Genomic DNA, 20,662 nt, shown 5'->3' on the forward strand with positions numbered 1-20,662 from the left:
GGGGCTTACTTCTTACGTGATTCCCAGATTCGAAAGCCGAGGATGCCGAAACTCATCGCGCCGAGGAGCAACTGCCGTCCGCTTCGGACGATGGGGAACATCCGCTCCTCGTTGCTCGGGTCGGGTCCCTGCGCGAGGTCGAAGCCGGTATCGTAGTGAGTCGTGTGCGTCGTTCCGTGGGTTTCCGGTTGGAGGAACGTGTCGATGATTCCGTGCTTGTTCGAGAAACTGAGCTTTCCGGAGACGCTGTAGAACTGATCGTGGATCGGGTAAAAGACGTTCACGCCGTTCGTGAACAGGTCGAGTCCGATCCCCGCGCCGACGTAAGCGACGAGCGCGACCCACGCGACGCGAACGCCGTACGGTCCCCATCGCTGTTCGATTCTGTTCTCCCCGACGAGGTCGGCGAGCAGGACGATTCCGATCGCTGTCGGGAGGAGGAGAGTGTGAAGGATCGCTCGATGTCCCCCCTGGACCCACAGTCCCAGCAGCGTGTCGAGGTCGGGGAACGCGGCGGCAGCGAGCACCACCACGGCCGCCCGCGTGTCGAAGTGTTCGGCAAGCAGCGACGTGGCGAGTAAGGCCCCCACCGCGACGTGTACCACCGTCGATGGCATCGGGCGATGAACGAGCGCATCGCGGAAAGTAGTGCGGTGGGAACCGTCGCCGTAGGGGAAGCATACTTTCGAATGGGACAGCTAGGTCGGGGGCACTGTCGCTGATTGGTCGAGTGTAACTGATTTCTGCAATGGGTCTCGGAGCGCTTCCGCCTACGCCGCACTACTCGATCGTGACGGCGTTTCGCGGCGGACGATTCGTCTTCCGTCATCTCCCCTTCGACGCTCGTCGAATGCTGGTTTCGATACCCTTTTCCGAAGCTCACTCTCATGCCAAAATATGACAAACGCGCGCCGGACGCTCGCCGAGCAGATCGCGGGCGAGATAACGCTGAGTGACGACCCCGGAGCGACGCTTCGCAAGTGGCGCACCGACTTCGACGTGTCCCAGACCGCACTCGCCGACCATCTCGACGTCTCGTCGTCGGTCATCTCCGATTACGAGAGCGGGCGGCGCGAGAATCCGGGTATCGGCGTCGTCCGCCGCACCGTCACGGCACTGCTCGACATCGACGAACGTCGCGGCGGTGACCGTATCCGACAGTACGCCCGCGTCCTGTCGGCGGGATTCGACAGCAGTATCGTCAACGATTTGCGCGAATACCCGACGAGCATCCCGCTCGCCGACTTCTACGACGAAATCAACGCGACGGAACTCGCGTCGGGGACGACGTCGAGCATCACGGGCCACACCGTCATCGACAGTATCGAAGCCATCACCCGCCTCTCCAGCGAGGAGTTCTACCGACTGTACGGGCAGAGCACGAACCGCGCGCTCGTCTTCACGAACGTCACGCGCGGGGAATCGCCGCTGGTCGCCATGCGCGTCGTCACGCCGACGCCGAACGCCGTCGTCCTCCACGGCATCGACGCGGACGAGTTGTGGGATTACGCGCCGAAGATGGCCCAACTGGACGGCTTTTCGCTCGCCGTCACGAACTGCGAGAAGGAGACCATGTTGGACGCCATGCGCGACTTCGCCCCGTAACGAACGGTCGGATGATTTCGACTCATCCCGAACCGTTCCGAACCATTCCGAATCGTATCGAATCCGACTGTACCTACTTCGTGACATAATAAAGGGTGGCGTGGTGAAGGCCATAATTGAACCATATCAGATGTGTCTGATTGGATTAATGAGTGTGGAGAAATCACGGCACGGGGACGATGGTTGTAGTTCGACGTGTCCGTGGTGTACAGAAGGTATCGAATATATGTCCAATTCCGTTCGAATCGCACCGCCCGACCGCCGCCCGCCCGAACATCGTCCCGACGATAGGGGATGGCAGCTACACACCGACTGTGCCGCCGAGTGGCGCGAGTTCGTGACTCACCTCCGAACCATCGCGGGGCGTGGCGCGTTCCGGACGCTCGTCGAAGGACCGCTCTCGGGTGACGTCAACGACATGGTCGAATGGGAGTTACCTGACACGAGCTAAAATATATTTTAGCTAACACTTTTCCGCTCTCCGGCCTTTCGTTTCACCATGTCCGATACCATAGTGAAGACCGGTACGACGACGGTTGCGTTGACGACCGACGAGGGCGTCCTCCTCGCCGCGGACCGCCGGGCCAGCCTCGGCGGTCGCTTCGTCTCCAACAAGAACGTGCAGAAAGTGCAGACTATTCTCCCGACGGCAGCGTTGACGATGGCCGGTGGCGTCGGCGATTTGCAGGCCTTCATCCGCACGCTTCGCGCCGAAGCCTCCCTGTACGAGACGCGTCGCGACCATCCCATCGACATGGCTGCGCTCTCGACGCTCGCCGGGAACCTCTTTCGCAACGGTCCCTACCGCGGCGGGCAACCGACGCTCGGCGGCGTCGATGCGACCGGGGCGCACATCTACAGCCTCGACGGTGCGGGCGGCGTCATGGAAGACGACTACATCGCCGCCGGAAGCGGAATGCAACTAGCCTACGGCGTCCTCGAACGCGAGTACGACCCCGACCTCTCCCTCGAAGGCGCACGGCGCGTCGCGGCCAACGCCGTCGAAAGCGCCGTCCAGCGCGACACCGCCAGCGGCAACGGCGTGACGATTGCCACGGTTACGGGTGACGGCGTCGAAATCCGGACCTACGACGAGTTCGCGGAGGTCACGGAGGTGGCAGCATGAACGGCGGACAACAGCAGGCCTACGACCGGGGCACGAACATCTTCTCGCCCGACGGCCGCCTCTATCAGGTGGAGTACGCCCGCGAGGCGGTTCGCCGGGGAAGCGTCAGCGTCGGCGTCCGCGCACGGGACGGCGTCGTTCTGGCGGCGAAGAAGGCCGTCCGGTCGCCGCTGATGGAGGCGACGGCCATCGAAAAGCTTCACAAGATCGACGACCACATCGGCGTCGCCAGCGCGGGTCACGTCGCCGACGCCCGCCGACTCGTGGACTTCGGCCGCCGCCGCGCCCAGACCGACCGCCTGCGCTACGGCGAACCGATGGGGACCGACCCGTTTACGAAGGCCATGGTCGATCACGTGCAGGAGTTCACCCAACAGGGCGGCGCGCGGCCGTTCGGCGCGGCACTGCTGATTGGTGGCGTCGACCCACGTTCGACGAACTCGTCGAGCGGGCCTGGCCCGCGAGACGGCGTCGAACCGACTACCAGCGAGGACGAACCGCCCCAACCACGACTGTTCGAGACCGACCCGTCGGGGACGTTCTACGAGTGGCAGGCGACCGCCATCGGCGCGGAAGACGGGACGGTTCGGGAGTACCTCGAAGCCAACTACGACCCGCAAGGTTCGATTCAATCCGGCATCGAACTCGCGCTGTCGGCGCTCGCGGAATCCGAAGAAGGTGGCCTCTCGCCCGAGGAAGTGGACGTGGCGACGGTCGCACCGACCTACCAGGCGCTCGGCATCGAGGAGCGTCGAGACACGCTGGAGTCGTTGGACCTACTGGACGAACAGGCGTCGTAACGGCAGTTCGGAATTCGGTTTTTCCACAACCCTTGAAATAGCAACCGGGCGAGAAGCTGACTGAGGATTAAGGTCGTTCGAGTGCGAGATGTCGATGTGAAATCGAACCTCCTCGCGCTCTTGGACGAACTCCGAATCATCGGTCAGAACGGGCTTCGATATGCGGATAACCATCACGACGAACGACGGTACGGTCGGATACTCGACCTCGTCGCGGAACACTACGGCGAAACGCTCGCGGTGAATCCGGACGAGGTCCGTGAACGGTTCGCCGAGGAGGTCGGGCATATCACGCCGAAAATCGCGGCCGGTGCGGCGATTTTCGACGACGACGGACGAATCCTGTTGATGAAACGCGCCGATAGCGGTGAGTGGATGGTCCCAGGCGGGTTCCTTGACCCGGGGGAGGGTCCCGAACGGGCGGCGGTTCGCGAGACGAAAGAGGAAACGAACCTCGACGTCCGGGTTACGACGCTGGTCGGCGCACACTACCAACCGGCGACCGAACACCACGTCAACGAAGCCGTCGGACTCGTCTACCTCTGTGAACGCTTGGGCGGAACGCTTCGAGGGTCGGAGGAGAGTTCGGACCTCGGGTACTGGCACATCGAGGACGTACCGGCGTGGCACCGAGATTTTCACGAGATAGCGTACGAAGCGCGTGACGTGTGGCAGCAACGACACGAGGCGACATCGAACTCGTCGTGAGCAGGTGGTCGTCGCAGCGTTTCTTGACCTCTCAGGACGCGGTCTGCCCCGTTTCGCGCACCGTCACGACCTCCAGATTCGAGGCGACGAACAGCGACAGCACGTCGCCGTCTACCGCCGTCGAAACCCGAACGCACCACGGGTCCTCCGAGACGACCGCTTCGCGCCACTCCTCGCCGACGTTCCAGACGGGGCGCTCCCGGATGTCGATGCCGTGGCGGTGGTAGAACGAGATGACCGCCGGATGCTCCAGTACCGCGAGCGTGACCGGCGAGCGAAGCCGACAGCCACAGCGCTCGCAGTCGAACTGGACCTGTGGGCGGCGATTTTCGGTTTCGTCGTTTTCCGCGTCGTGATACTCCACGTGTGCGTTCGCCGGTGCGCTGCACTCCGGGCAGACGCCGTCGGCCATGAGCGACAGGCGGTGACGGTGGTGCCGGTCGAACGCCGTCAGCAGGCCGTCGGGGTCGTGAGCACGGTAGCTCGCGGTTTCGCCGGACGAAGTCCGGCTGACCGCCGAGCGTTGCTCGGCAATTTCACCGCGATCTTGCGAGGTTTCTGCGAAACCTCGGTGCCCCCCCGGTGGAAACGGTAACGTGAGCGTCGGGCGTTCGCAGGCCCGGCATTCGACGACGACGTAGTTGTCCTCCCCGTGGGCTTCCAGTTCCTCTTTGCCGCAGAACGGACACGGGTCGCCGATTCGAATCGGGTCGAAATCCACGCTGTCGGTGTACGTCCCGGCGCGAATCGCCCGCGCGATTTCCCGACCGGCGTAGGTCAGAGTGTATCCGCCGTCCGTCTTCCGGACGAAGTGCTCGGCCAACTGTCGCAGGTGGTACGAAAAGCCCGCCGTGTTGTCGGCTGGCGACGCGTCGAACAGGTCCGAGAACGCCAGCGTGTCCTCGCCGTCCGTCTCGGCGTCGAGCAGCGCGCGGAGCGCGGCCATCCGAACCTCGTTGCCGAGGACGCTGAAGGCGTCCGTCGGGTCCACTTCCTCCGCTTCGGATTCGAGGACGAGTTCGGATTCGTTTTCGAACTCGGGTTCGGAATCGAGTTCGGTCTCGACTGTCTCCGGCAGTTCGTCCGCCGTCTGGGATTCCGGCTCGGTTTCGGTCATTTCGTTCGGTTTGGTTTAAGGTGGAATTTCGGAGTCGGACGTGTGTCGCTTAGTTGCACGGACGGGCGCGACTCGGATAAGTCGTCCGCTCACGGCGACTACGTGGAGGAAAACAGCAATCCGGACGACTTCATCAGATGGTCGTTTTTCGACTGGAGAGCAGACTTCAGCGACTGGGCAGAAGACACACCCGACGGCGGGTGCTTCGCTCGCCAACGCTTCGCGCTGGCTCGCCTCCGCACCCAACAACGATTGCAGTCGTGGTGAAGGTCAGTTCGCAGAAAATAGACCCGCAGCGCAAAACGAAAACCGCCGTCCTTCCCCGCCGTCTTCGTCCTTCCTCGCCGTCTTATTCGACGTATTCGTAGGTCCGCTCTTCCATCTCGCCGCGGCCGGTGAAGACGAACTCGTTTTCGGGTTCGGTGAAGTCGTCGAGTTCGACGCGCTTGTCGTGGTTGTGGCGGTCGTGGACCTGCTCGTACTCGTCGTAGGAGAGGTTGTAGCGGTTCCGAATCTGCTCGTCGATGGAGAGTTGGTCGATCTCATCGATCCAGCCGTCCTGGACGGTTTCGGCGTGGATTTCGGCCTGTGCGCCGCTCCCGTAGGATCCGACGAGGAGCTTCTTGCCGACCATTTCCATGTCGTTTTCGGCGGCGTACTGAAGCGCCGAGGCGCGGGCGATATGGACCGACCCGGTGTACCAGTTGCCGACCTCGCGCGAGATGCGGAGCGTCGGTTCGATGGTGTTCGCGTACCACTCCTGATACTGTTCGGTCGCCTTGAGGTCGTCCATGTACGCGCTGATGGCTTCCTCGTACTGCTCGCGGTCGTCGTAATCCTGCTCGCGCGGTTGGCGGCCGATTTCGGCGGCGAGTTCCTCCTCGATACCCGTGTCACGAATGGTGTGTCGGAAGGCGAACAGTCCGGCCTTGCGGACCATTCCGGGGAACGGCGTGTGGTACGGACCGAAGACGTAATCGCCGGGGTGGGTCTCCCCACCGGCGCGCTCGAAGTCCTCCAGCGCCTCGCGCATGCGGGCGAGGTACACCTGCATGGAGCGCTTGCCGTCCACGCTGGGGAACTGCTGGTTGGGCTTCAAAAAGTCCGTCTCGTCGGCGCTACCGTAGCCCTGTTCGGTCGAGAGTTCGACGAGGGACGGGTCCTCGCTGATGAGCATCGCCACGGCACCGGCACCCTGCGTGGCCTCGCCAGGGTCGCCACGGGCGTACAGCGCGGTGTCGGTCGCGATGACGAGCGCGGAGCGCCCGCGGTTGCGACCCGCTTTGATCCAGTTGTAGGCGTCGTCCAAACTCTGGGTTCCGGCGATACAGGCGAACTTGCGCTCACCTTTGTTGGCGTGGTGGAAGTCGCCGTCGTACACCTGTTCGAGACAGCCCGCGATGTACGTCGAGACGGGCTTGGAGTTGTCGAACGCGCTCTCCGTGGCGACGTCGATACGACCGATGTCGTCCGGCGTCAGTCCCTTGCGCTTCATCAGGCGATGGGCCGCGTTCGCGCCCATCGTCACGATGTCCTCGTACGCGTCGGGGAACGAACTGGCGTTCAGTCCCAATCCCTTCGTGTAGTACGCCGGATCCTTGTCTTTGACCGGTGCGACTGTCTCCGGGAGGTCGAGTTTCAGCTTCCCAGTCCAAATTTCGATGGCGTCGATACCGACGGCGGTCATTCTTGCCTCCACGTTGCATAACACAGTATAAGTTTTTGTCGATAGAAGTATCGACGGTCGTCGAAACCCTATCCGGCCGTGTCGGATCGCTCGACGGAGTCGACGATGACGCCATCCGAATCGTAGACGAGCAGTTTTATCGTGAACTTCGTTCCACCGCCGTACCCGCCATCCAACCGGAACGAGCCGTGACGGTCCGTGCTGCTGTCGTATACGGCGTCCCCGTTTCCACGGCTGATGGCCGCGCCCGAGACCCTGGTGAAATCGCTTCCCGACGAGAGGTCGTAGTCGAGCGTGTATCGCGGTTGGCCGTATTTCGTCCGGTCGTCGACACTGTACGAATCGATAGTCGCGCTGTCGGCGGTGCTCAAGTCGTCGTTTCCGTCCGGATCGAGGCTGTCCGCTTCGTCAGTTATCGACCGCTCAGCCGCGACGTACTCCGTCCCGTCGGCGTGTTCGTAGATGACCTGCACCGTCATTCGCCACCGTTCGTCCGAACCGTAGTTCAATCGGTAGGCGGCGCTGCCACGCTTCGACGTGGACGTGTTCGTCCCCCTCGCGTCGTTTCCGCGTTGAAGGTCGTCGGTGACGACTTGCACGCGCTCGAACGACGAATTAGTCCTCGTCACGTCGTAGGACGTGGTGTATCGCACCTTGTCCTGATCCACGTGCGAAAGGTCGTCCACTCGCATTTCGATCCGTGGCGTTCGCGCGTCGTCGCCGTTTCCATCGTTACCGTCGTCCTCGCTCGGAACGAACGTGACCCGCTTTTCGCCGGTCGTCCCGTTCTCCAAGCGATAATCGACGGTGACGGTCACCTGTTTCCCGACCATGTCCACGTTCCGATATCCGTTCCGGTAGCTCCCCCGGAACAGTTCGTACAGCGAGAACGTCGCCGTCCCGTCACTCGACACGACGGGATTGTGGCCGTGTACGCGACCATCGTCATCGAGGTCGTAGGAGTTCCCGAGGTAGGTTCCGTCCCGGGCGGTCGGGAAATAGAGGTCGCTGAAATCCACGTACCCCGAGTCGTGGTCCGTTTCGACGACGACTTCGCTGTGCCCGACCGAACCGTCGTCACCGGACCGGTCGGCGATGACGTCGATACCGGTGTCGGCGGGATCGATCTCGACGTTCGTGATCGTGGCGGATTGAGCGAACCCGTTCCGCAGGCTGAACTCGATTCCGCCCTTCGTGTCGCCATCGTCCGGCCCATCGACTGCGATGGCGTCGTTGCCGTACACGAACCGACCGGGTATCCCGTCCGTTCGAACGACGTGAACGACGACCGGGTCGGCGTCCCCGCCGCTCGCGGCGAGCAGTCTCACGTCGCCCGTCGAACTCGCCTCGACGGTCGTCCGAACTTCCCCGTTCGAATCCGTCGTCGCGCTCGTCGGGGACGTGCTCAGGATCCCCGTTCGGTTGAGACCGAAATCGACGTCCGTCCCCGTGACGGGTTGGTCGTCGTAGGTAACGTTCGCCGTCAGCGTGGCGGACGAACGCTCGCTCCTGTCGAGGGTACACTCGTCGAGCGAGGGGGTACAGTCGAGTCCGTTCGACGCGACCCACTCGACGTCGTAGCTTCCACCGCCGCTCCCACCACCAGTGCCGCCTGCAACCGCGTGGATGGGGAATTCGACGCGCTCGCGTGCCGCGCTGTCGTCGTCGATTGAGAGCGTCACCGTTTCGTCACCCGGCGCAGTCGCGTCGTATTCGAACCGAACCCGTCCCCGGTCGTCCGTCCGATGGCTTCCCGCCGCCGTCCCGCCGCTCGCGTTCACGATGACGCCGCTCACGGGATTGTTGTACCTGTCGCGCACCTCCGCGACGAGCGTTGTCTTCGTTCCGACTGCCACGTTCCCGCCGCCGCTGACGTTCGTGATGTACTCCTCGCTCGTGGCTTTCGTCCCCGATCCGACGCCGACCTTCGCCATTCGAAGGTCGTAGGTGACGGGAGTCCCGTCCTCGTCTCCACGGAGCGTGAGTTCGAGGATGCCGTCCTCGACGCTCACGCTCTCGACGTAGCCGTTCGCTTTCTGTTCCGCGAGCAATCGGTTCCACTTCTCCTCGGAGAGGGCCGTCGACACGCGGATCACCGGGTCGCTCCCGTCCGACTGCACCGAAATCGTGCGCGTCACGGTCGAGGGACTCAGCGCCTGTGGGTCGAGGCTGACCGTCCCCGACCGGGCTCGGGAGAGGTTCCCGTCCAGCGTGACGAGCGTGATCCGCTTACCCTGGACGAGTTGCTGGCCGGTCAGGGTGGCGTTGCCGTCACGTCCACGGTTGTAGACGACGGAGCTTTCGTACACCGTGTCGGGCGCGCTGCCGTACTGGTTGTAGCCCGGCACGTAGACGAGTGACCGGGTCGAAAACGAGTGTTCGCTAGCGTCGAAATAGTCGGCCGTCTCCGGGTCGGTCGCCTTCAGATTCTCGATGTCGACCGTTCCCGATTCCCGCGTTCGGAGCGTCCCCGAGGCGGGTGGTGGGTTAACGAAGAGGACGTGTCCGGGATACTGCGTGCCGAGCGTGACCGATGTCGGTTGGCCTGCTCCGGTCGCGGCCGTGCGAAGAATCGCGTTGCGCACGTCCTGCATCTGGCTTTGCACCCGCTCGTCGTGACGAAATTCGACCTTCGCGTTTTGACTCGGGATAGCAGTCGCCTGATACAGCGACATGGCGACGACCAGCATGGCGAACAGGAGAATCGCGCCGACCTGCACGGTCACGCCACGGTCGTCCGACCGGAACGTCATGCATGAGACAGATACGTGAAAAGGATAAAAAACCTGTTACTCGATTACTCGTCGTCTTCTTCGACGAGCTCCGGGTCGCTCATCGCGCTCTGAAGGCTGTCGAGGCCGTTTACCCACTCCGTAACGAGACCGTACTCCATCTCCTCCATGATTGATATGTCGAGTTCGTCACCCGCGAAGATGCGCGTGCCACCCGCCGCGACGAGACCGAGCGCGGAGTCCAAATCCTCCGCTTCTTCGGCCTTCTCGGCTTCGATGATGTAGTCCTCGACGGGCGCGTCCTCGGCGGGGCCCTGTGCGACGTACTCCTCCGACGCGTAAAACACGCAGAGCAGGCTCGTCTGGACGCCGTCGATGAGCATCGCTTTCTCCTCGTCCTCGAACTCGACCTCGCCGAGGACGGTCTCTCGGATGTCGGTGAGTTCCGAGAGGGCCGTCTCCTCGTCGATGTCATCGTCGTCGTACGCGGTGACGATTTTGGCGACGGCGATTGCCACGTCGTCCTGCAGGTTGAGCAGGAGCCGTGCGGAATCTTCGTCCTTCGGGTCGATATCCTCGTCCTTGATTCTGTCCAACCAGTTCTGCCAGCGTTCTTCGGAGTAGAACTCCTCTGGAGGAGCGCTCATACCTCTTTCGTGCATAGCACGATTCATAAATCCTCCGAGGCTGCCTCAACAGGGTGAGACCGCCCAAAACGGCCGAAAAACTCATGCTACACCGGGACGTGCGGATGTTTCGCCACCCATCGAAGTTAGGATAGCCGCAAACTGATCAAAAAGCCTGCACGATGGCTGTGTGATCGGTTGGCAAGCGAAAATCGACTCCCGAGCGACGGCTCACTTCGAGAGTGTCGCCTCGGTATCGAGTCCGTACACGAGTTCGGGAGTCGAGACGTGGGCCGTTCGAATCGCCTCGTCGTACCCCTGTTCCTGCATCCACGACACTCGTCGGGGGACCGTCTTCGGCCCCATTACCGCACCGGGACGGTCGGGGTCATCGATGAAGTCCGTCTCCATCAAAAACGGCTCGCTGCGCTCGACGGCGAGTTCGAGGCGGTCCTTGTCGCTCATCACGCTCGGCGTTACACCCGCCAATTCGCCGCCCGCGTAATGTTTGACCACACGCTCCGGTGGCAAGCCAGCCGCCTCCGCCCACTCGGCCACCTCGGTCAGATCGTCCGTCGCTTCGGTGTGCAGTTGAACCGCGCTTTCGGTCTCCGCGCCCAGTTCCAGCGCGCGCCGAAGGACGGCGTTCGAAGCGTCCCACACCTCGTCGGTCACGTCATAGTGTGGTCGTCCGGATTTCAGGGCGACGGCCCGCCCGTCCGCGACGTACTCCGCGGCGACTTCGAGTCCGGATTGCATCAGGTCACGCGCGTTCGCGGGCGTGAAGTCACGGTCGTCCACTAGTTTCGAGACGAGTCCCGGATGCACGCCGAGGACGGGCCACGCTCGACCCGGCAGGATTTCGTTCGCACGTTCTACCACCTCGACCGTCGTGTCGAAGACGGTTCGAAAGTCCGCTCCCGTTTCGGCTTCGACGCCGAGCAGCCAGGACGGCTTGTTGACGACGAGTAGGTGCGTGCCGCCGCTCCGTGCGAAATCCTTGACCGCTTCGACACCCCGGCCGTGGTCGGGGTCCAGATGGAGGTGATCGTCGAGTACCGGCGTCCCGAGGTCGTTCATACGTTTTCGTTGGGTTCCAGCGAAAAAACGCCCGTGGTTTTCCGATTTACTCGTCTTCGAGGACGAACGCCTCGTGGGCCGCGTTTTGGAGCGCGTCCGACCGGCCGTACTCGCCGGGCGCGATGGCAACCGTCCGAATCCCGTTTCGGGCCGCCTTTTCGAGGACGGGTTTGAAATCCGTATCCCGGGAGGCGATTGCGAGGACATCCACTTGGTCATCGAGCGCGAGTTCGGTCGCGTCGATGGCGAGTTTCACGTCCACGTCGCCGCTCGTGATGACGACCTCGAAACCGCGTGCTTCCGCCGCCTGAATCAACCCCGGTGTCGCGTGCTCGTCGAGGTACAGACGCGACGTTGCGAGTTGTCCGAGTTGCCGTCCCGCCGCTCGAACGTCGTCCAGATCGACGTCGAAGTCGTCCCGAAGGACGTTCGGTCCGTCGACGAAGAGTGCAACAGTTCGTTCGTGTTCATCGCCGTCTCCCTCGTGGAGAGACCGCAAGCCGCCGCTCATGGTCCGAGGTAGACGATAGCGGGACATAGCGGTGGCGGTTCGTTCTTCGTCCGACCTATTCCCAGAATGATTGATTTAACATCAGTAAACTTGTTCAGCACAGAATTAATTAATACTCTTAACTTTAGCCTTTATTTATTAATCCAGAGTATAAGATTTCAGCAATTCAAATGGATAAAATTTAAATACATATGCGAACTTCGTTAACTTGCCGTATGGCAGACGACAACATATCGCGGTTCGATAGACGTACATTCCTCAAAGCAACAGGTGCAGCCGGTGCGGCGGCGGCCATGAGTGGCGTTACGATGGCGACGCCCGGTCGTGAGCCCGGACCGAAAGAGGACGAGATTCTGGTCGGCGTTTCGGCCGGTCACGGTGACATCGAACAAGCAGTCACCGCAAAATCCCCGATGGACATCACCGTCGTTCACAAGAACGAACACCTGCGCTACGTCGCAGTGAAGCTCCCGAGCGCGATGCCCGACTCGGCTCGACAGAGCTTCATCGACGCAATCGAGAAGCGCGAAGGGATCAAATACGCGGAGCAGAACGCGACGCATTCGACGTACCTCACGCCGGACGACCCTAAATTCGGTCAGCAGTACGCGCCGCAGATGGTCAACTCCGACGACGCGTGGGACACCACCCTCGGCAGTCACGACGTCACCATCGCCGTCGTGGACACGGGTGCACAGTACGACCACCCGGACCTGCAGGCGAACTACAAATCGAACCCCGGAAAGGACTTCGCCGACGACGACAGCGACCCATATCCGGACGCGCCGCAGGACGAATACCACGCGACCCACGTTTCCGGCATCGCCGCCGGTGTCATCGACAACGGCACCGGTGTCGCAGGGCAGGGTAACTCCTCGCTCATCAACGGCCGTGCGCTCGACGAGGGTGGCAGCGGTTCCACGTCCGACATCGCGGACGCCATCCGCTGGGCCGCGGACCAGGGTGCCGACGTCATCAACATGTCCCTCGGTGGCGGTGGCTACACGAGCACGATGAAGAACGCGGTTACCTACGCCTCCAACAACGGCGTCTTCATCGCGTGTGCAGCGGGTAACGACGGCTCCAGCAGCGTCTCGTACCCGGCAGGATACAGCGAATGTCTCGCTGTCTCCGCCATCGACTCGAACGGCGACCTCGCTTCCTTCTCGCAGTACGGTAGCAAGGTCGAACTCTGTGCCCCCGGTGTGGACGTCCTCTCGACGACGACCGAGACGCGCGGTTCCTACGAGAAGCTCTCGGGTACCTCGATGGCAACCCCCGTCGTCTCCGGCGTCGCCGGGCTGACGCTCGCACAGTGGGACCTCACCAACTCGGAACTTCGAAGCCACCTCAAGAACACGGCCGTCGATGTGGGCCTGTCCTCGGATAAACAGGGCAGCGGCCGTGTCGATGCCTACAACGCCGTTACTACCGACCCCGGCAGCGGAAGCGGCGGCGGTGGCGGTGGTGGCAGCGATTCCACGAGCGGATCCGCCAGCGGTTCGCTCTCCGGCTACTCCGACTACGCCGACTACACGTGGTCGTGGAACTACAGCAGTCCGAGTCAAGTCGTCGTGGAGCTCGACGGACCGAGCGACGCCGACTTCGACCTCTACGTCAACACGGGAACGTCGAGCGCGGCGAGTCCGAGCAGCTACGACTACTCGTCCACCAGCACGGGCAGTCAGGAAACGATCACCATCGACAGCCCCGACACGTCCACCGACATGCAGATCGACGTGGATTCCTACAGCGGGTCGGGCAGCTACACCGTGACGATCACGGAATACCAGTAATCCCCATTCGATTGGTCCCCTCCTCTCGTTCTCACAACCGAAGAGTGACGACGATGCGAAATTCCCACGATGGTTCGGTAGCGACTGGTATCGAACTACGGCAGTGGAGCCGTCTCCGAATTTTACACCGGATGACACCACGCGGTTTATCCCTCGCTACGACAAATCGTCGGTCATGGTCGAGCCGACTGGAATCACCGCCGGACTCATCAACCTCCTCGCCGTTTTCATCATCGCGGCGAGCGTGGGTGTTTTCGTTGCCAAAGTCGGACGGTTTCCCTACACTATCGCCCTCCTCCTCGCCGGGCTCGCCGTTTCGATACTTGGTATCAACATCGACATCACGCTTACACACGACCTCATCCTGCTCGTGCTGTTGCCGCCACTCCTGTTCGAGGGCGCGGCGACCACCGACCTCGATAGCTTCCGCGAGAACCTCGGGTTAGTGTTGACGCTCGCGGTTCCCGGCCTCATCGTCTCGATTCTCATCCTCGGGGTGATGGGCCACTACGCCTTCGGCTATCCGCTGTTGCTCGCCACGCTGTTCGCCGCGATGATCCTTCCAACCGACCCGGTGTCCGTCTTGGCGCTGTTCGAGGAACTCGGCGCACCCGAGCGCCTATCGGTACTGGTCGAGGGCGAGAGCTTACTCAACGACGGCGTCGGCGTCGTCGTCTTCTCCGCGCTCTTCGTGCTCGTGAAACGGTCGGTGGAGAACGACATCGAACTCTCGAAACTCATCACCCCGAAGGTCATCGGCAACACCGCCATCGAAATCGTCTTCGCCAGTATCGGCGGCTTGGTCGTCGGCCTCGCCGCTGGCTACCTCATCTACCGCGTCATGGTCAACCTGGACGAGCACATGACCGAAATCGTCCTCACGCTCATCCTCGCCTACGGGAGCTTCCTGCTCGCCGAACACTACTTCCACGTCAGCGGCGTCATCGCAACCGTCACCGCCGGACTCCTCATCGGCAACCGCGGCGCGGAGTACGCGATGAGCCCCCAGACGAAGATATCCGTGTTCAACACGTGGGACACCGCCGCGTTCCTCGTCAACACGCTCATCTTCGTCCTCATCGGCGCGAAAACGCCCATCCACCAGATGGTCGATAACTGGCAACTCATCGTCATCGCCATCGTCCTCACGTTGTTCGTGCGTGCCATCACCGTCTATCCCTTCACCGAGGCGGTCAACCGATTCACTCGGAGCGATATTCCGTTCTCCTATCAGCACGTGATGGTGTGGGGTGGCCTGCACGCCTCGATTCCCATCGCGCTCGTACTGGGCCTTCCGTCGGAGTTCCCGCACATCGGGGAACTCCGTTCGATGGTGTTCGGCGTCGCTGCGTTCAGCCTCATCGTCCAAGGGTTGACCATGAGCAACCTCCTCGACCACCTGAACATCGTCACCCGAACCGAGACGGAGGAACTGTACGAACTCCTCCTCGGGCGCGCGCGTGCGGTCGATTCCGCGCTCGAAGCCGCCGACCGCCTCCACAACCGCGGTGACCTCCCGGGCGACGTGTACGACGACTTCCGCGGCGAGTACGAGGCCGAGAAGGACGACCTGAACACGACCATCTCCCGCCTGCTCCACGAGAACCCCGAACTCCGCCGGGAGGAACTCCTCGTCGGCGAGCGCCGCGTCCTCAAACAGGAAAAGAGCGCCGTCATGGACGCCATGCGCTCGGGCGTCATCAGCGACGACGTCGGCGAACGACTGCTCGAAGAGGTCGATTTGAAACTCGACCGCGTCGATACCGGTCAGAGCACCGTCCGCGACGACCCCGACAACGAAGCCTACGAGGAGTTCTGGCGCGCTCGCGTGAAGGAATACGGCCTCGATACGTCCTCCGCTGACGACGACTAGGAAAGCGACGATGGGGAAGAATCGTGTTTGGTTTTGATTCTGTTGTGATTCTAAACACTGGGAAGACGACCTCGAAAGCCCCCGGACCGAACGAAATCCGCGATTTAGACCCGTCGCTGTCCGGTTCGTAGTCGTCGTCAGAAGTTTTGCGAGAGCCTGTGGTTAGGCCCCTTCGCGTTGTTGCGAGGGAAGAACGCTCTGTGGCGGTCTTCCCGCACTCGTGTGAGTGCGAGGGAAGGGAGTTGAACCCTTGGACCTCTACAGGAGCGGATCTTGAGTCCGCCGCCGTTGGCCGGGCTTGGCTACCCTCGCACGCAGTTTCTATTCCATCCTCCGGGTGTTAAAACGTTCCGAATCGAGAAACGACACTCCTTTTCCATATCGCCGCGCCTCTCGAACCATGACGAACGTCGATTCTCGCCTCGAATTGGCCGAACGCTCCGCGACCGCAGGGAGCGAAATCGCGGCCGAGGGCTTCCGACACGACCTCGCAGTCGAGACGAAATCCAACAAGACGGACGTGGTGACGGAGTTCGACCGGCGCAGTCAACGCCGTGTCATCGAAGTTATCGAAGCCGAGTTCCCCGACGACGCGATCGTCGGCGAGGAGGAAGACGCGCTGAAGGAAGTCCCCGTAGAGGGCGACGTGTGGGTCGTGGACCCCATCGACGGGACGAACAACTTCGTCCGCGGGATTCCGCTGTGGACGACCAGCGTCGCGGCGGTCCGCGACGGCCAAACCGTCGCGGCCGCGAACGTCTGCCCGGCGCTGGGCGACGTCTACACCGTGGACGGGGACGGCGCGTACCTGAACGGCGAGACGATTTCGGTCAGCGACCGCACGGACCCCGAGACGTTCACGGTCTGTCCGACGATTTGGTGGGACTTCGACCGGCGGGAGGAGTACGCGGCGACCGTCGAGGGAATCGTGAAGCGCTTCGGGGACATGCGCCGGTACGGGTGTGCTCAGATCGTTCTCGGGATGGTGGCCAGCGGCGCGCTCGACGGCACCGTGACGAACGTCGTCCCGAACCCGTGGGACACGGTCGCGGGCGTGTTCATGGTTCGGCAGGCAGGCGGGACGGTGACGGATATTCACGGCGAGCCGTGGACGACCGAAAGTCGGGGACTGGTCGCTTCCAACGGGGAGGCGCACGACGAAGTGCTCGCGGCGGCTCGCGATGCGGAAAAACGGTCTCAAAAGTAGACGATTATGATTTATAATTTCGATTTGCGACTCGATTCCGATGCGGGTGTACAATTATTTATCAGTGGGGCCTTACCGTAGCGATATGAACCTGGATGACACAGACCGCGCCATTCTGAAAGCCCTCCAAGTGAACGCTCGAACACCGTTCAGCGAGATAGCACGACAGATCGATATGTCCAGTGCGACGGTCCACGACCGTGTCAATCGGATGGAAGAAGCGGGCGTCATCACCGGCTATCACGCCAGCGTGGACCCGAAGAAGATATCGCTCGGTATCTCCGCGTTCGTCGGTCTCCGCGTGGAACAGGGTCGTGAGAAGGACACGCTCAAGCGACTCGAAGGTATCGAGGGAATTCAGGAGGTTCACCTCACGACTGGATCGTGGGATGTTTTGGCACGGGTATATGCCGAGAACGCGGACAGTCTCCGCGAACTGATGTTCGACAACATCGCGCAGATGGACGGCTTCGCCCGTTCACAGACGATGGTCGTCCTCGGGTCACCCTACGAAAGCGACGAACTCCCCCTGAAAATGGGTTCCGAGGAGTGACAAGACCGGAACCCTAAAACCCGTTCGCTTCGCTTCGTGCGATATGGATACCGCAAGCGAGGGACTCGAAAACGAGCGCCTGTGGTTGGGGGCGGTCGCCGCCGCCATCGTCGCCCTGATCGGTGGTGCGCTCGCGTTCCCGAAACAAGTGTACGACGGCTTCATCTGGCATTATTTTTGGGGACCCGTACTGGCCGACGCGAAAGGCGCAGAGTGTGCCGTCCGTAGCGGCGGCGCGACGAAATACATCTACGACGCGGGCACGTGCGCGACAGCGCCCGGTCCGGTCGCCGTCCCCGGTTACACCTTCGTCTCGGAAGTCGGCTACGCCGTCACGCTCATCGTCGCCCTGATTGGCGTCGTCTTTCTGCTCCGTCGCCTGCACGTCGGCGAGGAGCGAGGCCTCTTCTTCGCGCTCTTCCCGTTCATGCTCTTCGGCGGTGCCCTTCGGGTCGTCGAAGACGCAAACAACGCGCTCGGAGCGGGGCACAGCTCGATCCCCTTCCCGTGGAACACCCTCATCATCAGCCCGGTGATCTATTTTACCGTCTTCGCCGTCACACTCGCGGCACTCGTCGTGAGCGTCGTCCTCGAACGACGGGGTATCGTCGAGAACTACGAATATCCGCTCGCCGGAATCGGAACGCTCGTGCTCGCCCTCACGGTGGGCCATCTCGTCGTGCTGGCGATGACGACGAGTCAACTCAAATTCTACCCACAGATACTCGTCGTCGTCCTCGGCGGTGCGACGCTCGTCACCGGAATCGTCTGGTGGTTGGTGGAGCGGTTCGCCCCCGAGGTCAACGCGGGAACGGCCGCAATCGGTGCGGTCGTCATCTGGGGACACTCGGTGGACGGCATCGCAAACGTCGCCGTTCTCGACTGGTCCGGTGCGCTCGGCCTCCCTGGACCCTACACCGCGAAACACCCCGTCAATCGGGCAATCATCGACATCACGTCCGGTGTACTTCCACCGTCGATAACCAACGTCATCGGGACGGCGTGGCCGTTCCTACTCGTGAAAATAGTCGCCGCGCTCGCCGTCGTTTGGGTGTTCGACGAGCAAATATTCGAAGAAAGCCCCCGCTACGCCATTCTGCTGCTCATCGCCATCGTCGCGGTCGGTCTCGGGCCGGGAACCCGCGATATGCTCCGGGCAACGTTCGGAATCTAACCCAGACGTTCCAACGTCGATTCCGGGAAATATCGGTCGCCACAGTTTTTACACTCCGCCACTTCGATCGTTCCCGCGTTCGGATGGTCGATACTGACGTTTCGTTTCGACAGGGACGACCCACACGTCGCACACGAGAGCTCGAATTCGGTCGTCATACGGTTACCACTCCTAACATGTATGGAGATTTACCCATTATTCACACCCTCTAGTATAGTAATTACGGCCACCCACGACATAAAACCCATGTGTCTCGCTAGCGCGGTTCATGTTTCGCCCCGAAGGAAGTTCGAGAGCGCGGTGACAGCTATGGATACGGATGTGGTTCACAATCGAGACGCGGTTCGAACCCGAGTTCGTCGGGAACCGTCCGCGCACGCTCGCCGAAGAACGCATCCTCGGTGAACAGCGGTTGTGCGTCGGGGACTAGAACGCGAGCCCCCTCGAATCCGAGCGACGCGACGTCTCGCGTGGTCAACCGCGCACCGTAGACCTGAAACGCGTCCCTCGCCAGCGACACCACGGTTTCCAACTCCTCCACGCCCTCCGGAACCGTCGATCCGACGCTCGAACTCGGTATCGTCGTCTCGGGAGCGACGAACTCCCGGGCCGCGTCCGGAAATACCGCATACCGGCCGATGGACCCGTCCTCGTTCGCCGCATCCTCCTTCCCCATCAGTTTGAGTTCGGTCCAGTTCTGCAACGCCTCCGCGAGCGCCGACCGGGCCGCCGCGTCCGGATCGAGGTTCGCACCCGATCCGACCGCGAACTTCGGCCATTCGCCCTCCCGGTGAACCGCCACGGCCACCACGGGAACGTCGATGTCCTGTGTCACCAACAGGGTCGTTACCTCCAACTCCTCCGCGCGTGCTCGCTTGACCAGCGCCTCGAAACCCCCGTCCTCGACGGCCAACCCGAGCGGTTCGAACGTGGAGTACCACGCGAGCATCGTCGCATCGCGCTCGATGACTTCGTATATCCCCGACAGGAGCGCCTCTACCGTCGAATTGCCCAACCCTAACCCGGTAGTGATGGATGGCTTGAACCGCATCGACGGCGGCGGGAAGTGGACGAATTCGGCCGGGAGATGAACGAGATCTCCGGTCGTCAGATTCCGACCCGACACCCACTCGATCTCTTCGTCGCTCGGGTCCTCCCATCCAGTCGGGCACACGAACTCGGCGGGCGATACGGCGTTTCCGAGTTCGGACGGCCGTGCCACCGCGAACTCCTCCTCGCGGTAGATTCCTGCGCAGTAGCGCTCCATCCCCTCGCCCAGCGCCTTCATCAACGCTTCGTCCCAGTCGGCCGAAACACCGGCCGATTGGGCCGCCGCGCGTGCGTCGCTGAACCCGCTCGTATCCGCGATGGATGCCAAATAGTACGGCACGGGAAACGACGACACCTCGCCGAGCGAGCGAACGATTCCGATCCGCTCGTCCATCGCCAGTTCCGCACGGCCCACCGCATCGTCCAACGTTCGCTCCTCGTACGCGATACCGAGCGTCCTGTCCCGCGATTCCCCACACGTCGGACATCCCGGAATCGGGAGCAGTCGCCGTTCGGCGTGAGGAATCTCTCGCACCCCGCCGAGGAGCGACGATTCCTCCCCGCTTGCGAGTCTCGCCGCCTCCCGTCCCGCGACCGCGCCAGCGTATCGTTCGGTGACGCCGTCGTACTCGACGCTTTCTCCTTCTTCCTCTCGATTCGATACCACACGTGCACGGAGACAGTCGAAACAGGCAGTCTCCGGGGAAAATCCGGAAATCGCGGCATCCACCCCGGCGATCGCATGTCCACCGACGCCACCGAGTTCCACGGCGATCCACGGAACCCCCGCGCGATTCGCACGCCTGAAAACGGGTGCCCCGACCTCGTCGATGACGACCGCGAAATCGGCCTCGTCGATCGCGTCGTCGTCGAGTTCTTCGACGCTTCCTTCGATATCCGAGAGCGCCGCGACGACCGCATCCGCACCACGTCCCTGTCCGACCACGCCCAGCACGCTGTTCATGCACGGGACGAGACGGCGTGGTGGCAAAAATACGGCGGATAGCTACCGCTCAC

At 62.3% G+C, this 20,662-nt stretch carries 20 protein-coding genes and 1 tRNA gene; 11 read left to right on the forward strand and 10 right to left on the reverse strand.

Features of this window, described 5'->3' with window-relative positions; translation table 11 throughout:
• Positions 1 to 5: 5 nt before the first annotated feature.
• Positions 6 to 617 (reverse strand): metal-dependent hydrolase, encoded by a 612-nt coding sequence (locus tag NKF26_RS04915; protein WP_253227122.1) that lies wholly within the window; start codon positions 615 to 617, stop codon positions 6 to 8.
• 280 nt (positions 618 to 897) lie between these two features.
• Here NKF26_RS04915 and NKF26_RS04920 point away from each other — a divergent pair, with 280 nt between their 5' ends.
• From NKF26_RS04920 to NKF26_RS04940, 5 genes are all read left to right on the forward strand, one after another.
• Positions 898 to 1,605, forward strand: coding sequence for a helix-turn-helix domain-containing protein (locus tag NKF26_RS04920; protein ID WP_253227123.1), 708 nt, complete (start codon positions 898 to 900; stop codon positions 1,603 to 1,605).
• A 226-nt stretch (positions 1,606 to 1,831) separates the two neighbouring features.
• A complete protein-coding gene (locus NKF26_RS04925; RefSeq protein ID WP_253227124.1) occupies positions 1,832 to 2,056 on the forward strand; it encodes a hypothetical protein in 225 nt (74 codons plus the stop codon).
• A gap of 48 nt (positions 2,057 to 2,104) precedes the next feature.
• Positions 2,105 to 2,731, forward strand: coding sequence for a proteasome subunit beta (locus NKF26_RS04930; protein WP_253227125.1), 627 nt, complete (start codon positions 2,105 to 2,107; stop codon positions 2,729 to 2,731).
• A complete protein-coding gene (locus NKF26_RS04935) occupies positions 2,728 to 3,531 on the forward strand; it encodes an archaeal proteasome endopeptidase complex subunit alpha (RefSeq protein WP_253227126.1) in 804 nt (267 codons plus the stop codon). The genes NKF26_RS04930 and NKF26_RS04935 overlap by 4 nt, the downstream gene beginning before the upstream one ends.
• 96 nt (positions 3,532 to 3,627) lie before the next feature.
• Positions 3,628 to 4,239 carry an NUDIX hydrolase N-terminal domain-containing protein gene (locus NKF26_RS04940; protein WP_253227127.1) on the forward strand — a complete coding sequence of 204 codons (612 nt, stop codon included), beginning with the start codon at positions 3,628 to 3,630 and terminating at the stop codon, positions 4,237 to 4,239.
• 31 nt (positions 4,240 to 4,270) lie between these two features.
• Here NKF26_RS04940 and NKF26_RS04945 read toward each other — a convergent pair whose 3' ends face one another.
• A complete protein-coding gene (locus NKF26_RS04945) occupies positions 4,271 to 5,356 on the reverse strand; it encodes a helix-turn-helix domain-containing protein (RefSeq protein WP_253234044.1) in 1,086 nt (361 codons plus the stop codon).
• 42 nt (positions 5,357 to 5,398) lie between these two features.
• Here NKF26_RS04945 and NKF26_RS04950 point away from each other — a divergent pair, with 42 nt between their 5' ends.
• On the forward strand, positions 5,399 to 5,623 hold the full coding sequence (locus NKF26_RS04950; protein WP_253234045.1) for a hypothetical protein: 225 nt from the start codon (positions 5,399 to 5,401) through the stop codon (positions 5,621 to 5,623).
• Between the two features lie 82 nt (positions 5,624 to 5,705).
• Here NKF26_RS04950 and hmgB read toward each other — a convergent pair whose 3' ends face one another.
• The 5 genes from hmgB to NKF26_RS04975 all read right to left on the reverse strand — a co-directional run bounded on the left by hmgB (position 5,706) and on the right by NKF26_RS04975 (position 11,992).
• Positions 5,706 to 7,043: a hydroxymethylglutaryl-CoA synthase gene (hmgB, locus tag NKF26_RS04955; RefSeq protein WP_253234046.1), complete on the reverse strand. Its 1,338-nt coding sequence runs from the start codon at positions 7,041 to 7,043 to the stop codon at positions 5,706 to 5,708.
• A gap of 68 nt (positions 7,044 to 7,111) precedes the next feature.
• Positions 7,112 to 9,796 carry a hypothetical protein gene (locus tag NKF26_RS04960; protein ID WP_253227131.1) on the reverse strand — a complete coding sequence of 895 codons (2,685 nt, stop codon included), beginning with the start codon at positions 9,794 to 9,796 and terminating at the stop codon, positions 7,112 to 7,114.
• A gap of 44 nt (positions 9,797 to 9,840) precedes the next feature.
• Positions 9,841 to 10,422, reverse strand: coding sequence for a DUF2150 family protein (locus NKF26_RS04965; protein ID WP_253227132.1), 582 nt, complete (start codon positions 10,420 to 10,422; stop codon positions 9,841 to 9,843).
• A 210-nt stretch (positions 10,423 to 10,632) separates the two neighbouring features.
• Positions 10,633 to 11,481 carry a TatD family hydrolase gene (locus NKF26_RS04970; RefSeq protein ID WP_253227133.1) on the reverse strand — a complete coding sequence of 283 codons (849 nt, stop codon included), beginning with the start codon at positions 11,479 to 11,481 and terminating at the stop codon, positions 10,633 to 10,635.
• A gap of 46 nt (positions 11,482 to 11,527) precedes the next feature.
• Positions 11,528 to 11,992 (reverse strand): NYN domain-containing protein, encoded by a 465-nt coding sequence (locus NKF26_RS04975; protein WP_253227134.1) that lies wholly within the window; start codon positions 11,990 to 11,992, stop codon positions 11,528 to 11,530.
• Positions 11,993 to 12,207: 215 nt separating this feature from the next.
• On the opposite strand from NKF26_RS04975, the gene NKF26_RS04980 reads away from it, so the two are divergent.
• Both NKF26_RS04980 and NKF26_RS04985 read left to right on the forward strand, forming a co-directional pair.
• Entirely contained in the window at positions 12,208 to 13,788 is a 1,581-nt protein-coding gene (locus tag NKF26_RS04980; RefSeq protein WP_253227135.1) for a S8 family peptidase, read from the forward strand.
• Between the two features lie 175 nt (positions 13,789 to 13,963).
• Positions 13,964 to 15,661, forward strand: a complete 1,698-nt coding sequence (locus tag NKF26_RS04985; protein ID WP_253234047.1) for a Na+/H+ antiporter — start codon at positions 13,964 to 13,966, stop codon at positions 15,659 to 15,661.
• Between the two features lie 227 nt (positions 15,662 to 15,888).
• On the opposite strand, the gene NKF26_RS04990 is transcribed toward NKF26_RS04985, so the two are convergent.
• A tRNA-Leu gene (locus NKF26_RS04990) sits at positions 15,889 to 15,973 on the reverse strand.
• An 88-nt stretch (positions 15,974 to 16,061) separates the two neighbouring features.
• Between NKF26_RS04990 and NKF26_RS04995 the strand changes: the two genes are divergently transcribed.
• The 3 genes from NKF26_RS04995 to NKF26_RS05005 all read left to right on the forward strand — a co-directional run bounded on the left by NKF26_RS04995 (position 16,062) and on the right by NKF26_RS05005 (position 18,595).
• Positions 16,062 to 16,868, forward strand: a complete 807-nt coding sequence (locus tag NKF26_RS04995) for an inositol monophosphatase (protein WP_253227137.1) — start codon at positions 16,062 to 16,064, stop codon at positions 16,866 to 16,868.
• Between the two features lie 85 nt (positions 16,869 to 16,953).
• On the forward strand, positions 16,954 to 17,421 hold the full coding sequence (locus NKF26_RS05000) for an Lrp/AsnC family transcriptional regulator (protein WP_253227138.1): 468 nt from the start codon (positions 16,954 to 16,956) through the stop codon (positions 17,419 to 17,421).
• A gap of 43 nt (positions 17,422 to 17,464) precedes the next feature.
• On the forward strand, positions 17,465 to 18,595 hold the full coding sequence (locus NKF26_RS05005) for a DUF63 family protein (RefSeq protein ID WP_253234048.1): 1,131 nt from the start codon (positions 17,465 to 17,467) through the stop codon (positions 18,593 to 18,595).
• Here the strand turns inward: NKF26_RS05005 and NKF26_RS05010 are convergent.
• Together NKF26_RS05010 and NKF26_RS05015 are read right to left on the reverse strand one after the other, a co-directional pair.
• On the reverse strand, positions 18,592 to 18,753 hold the full coding sequence (locus NKF26_RS05010) for a hypothetical protein (RefSeq protein ID WP_253227140.1): 162 nt from the start codon (positions 18,751 to 18,753) through the stop codon (positions 18,592 to 18,594). The two genes, NKF26_RS05005 and NKF26_RS05010, sit on opposite strands and share 4 nt — an antisense overlap.
• Before the next feature lie 149 nt (positions 18,754 to 18,902).
• On the reverse strand, positions 18,903 to 20,609 hold the full coding sequence (locus NKF26_RS05015; RefSeq protein WP_253234049.1) for a YcaO-like family protein: 1,707 nt from the start codon (positions 20,607 to 20,609) through the stop codon (positions 18,903 to 18,905).
• Between the last annotated feature and the right edge of the window lie 53 nt (positions 20,610 to 20,662).

It is taken from the genome of Haladaptatus sp. AB618, from assembly GCF_024136965.1.
Taxonomy (GTDB): domain Archaea; phylum Halobacteriota; class Halobacteria; order Halobacteriales; family Haladaptataceae; genus Haladaptatus.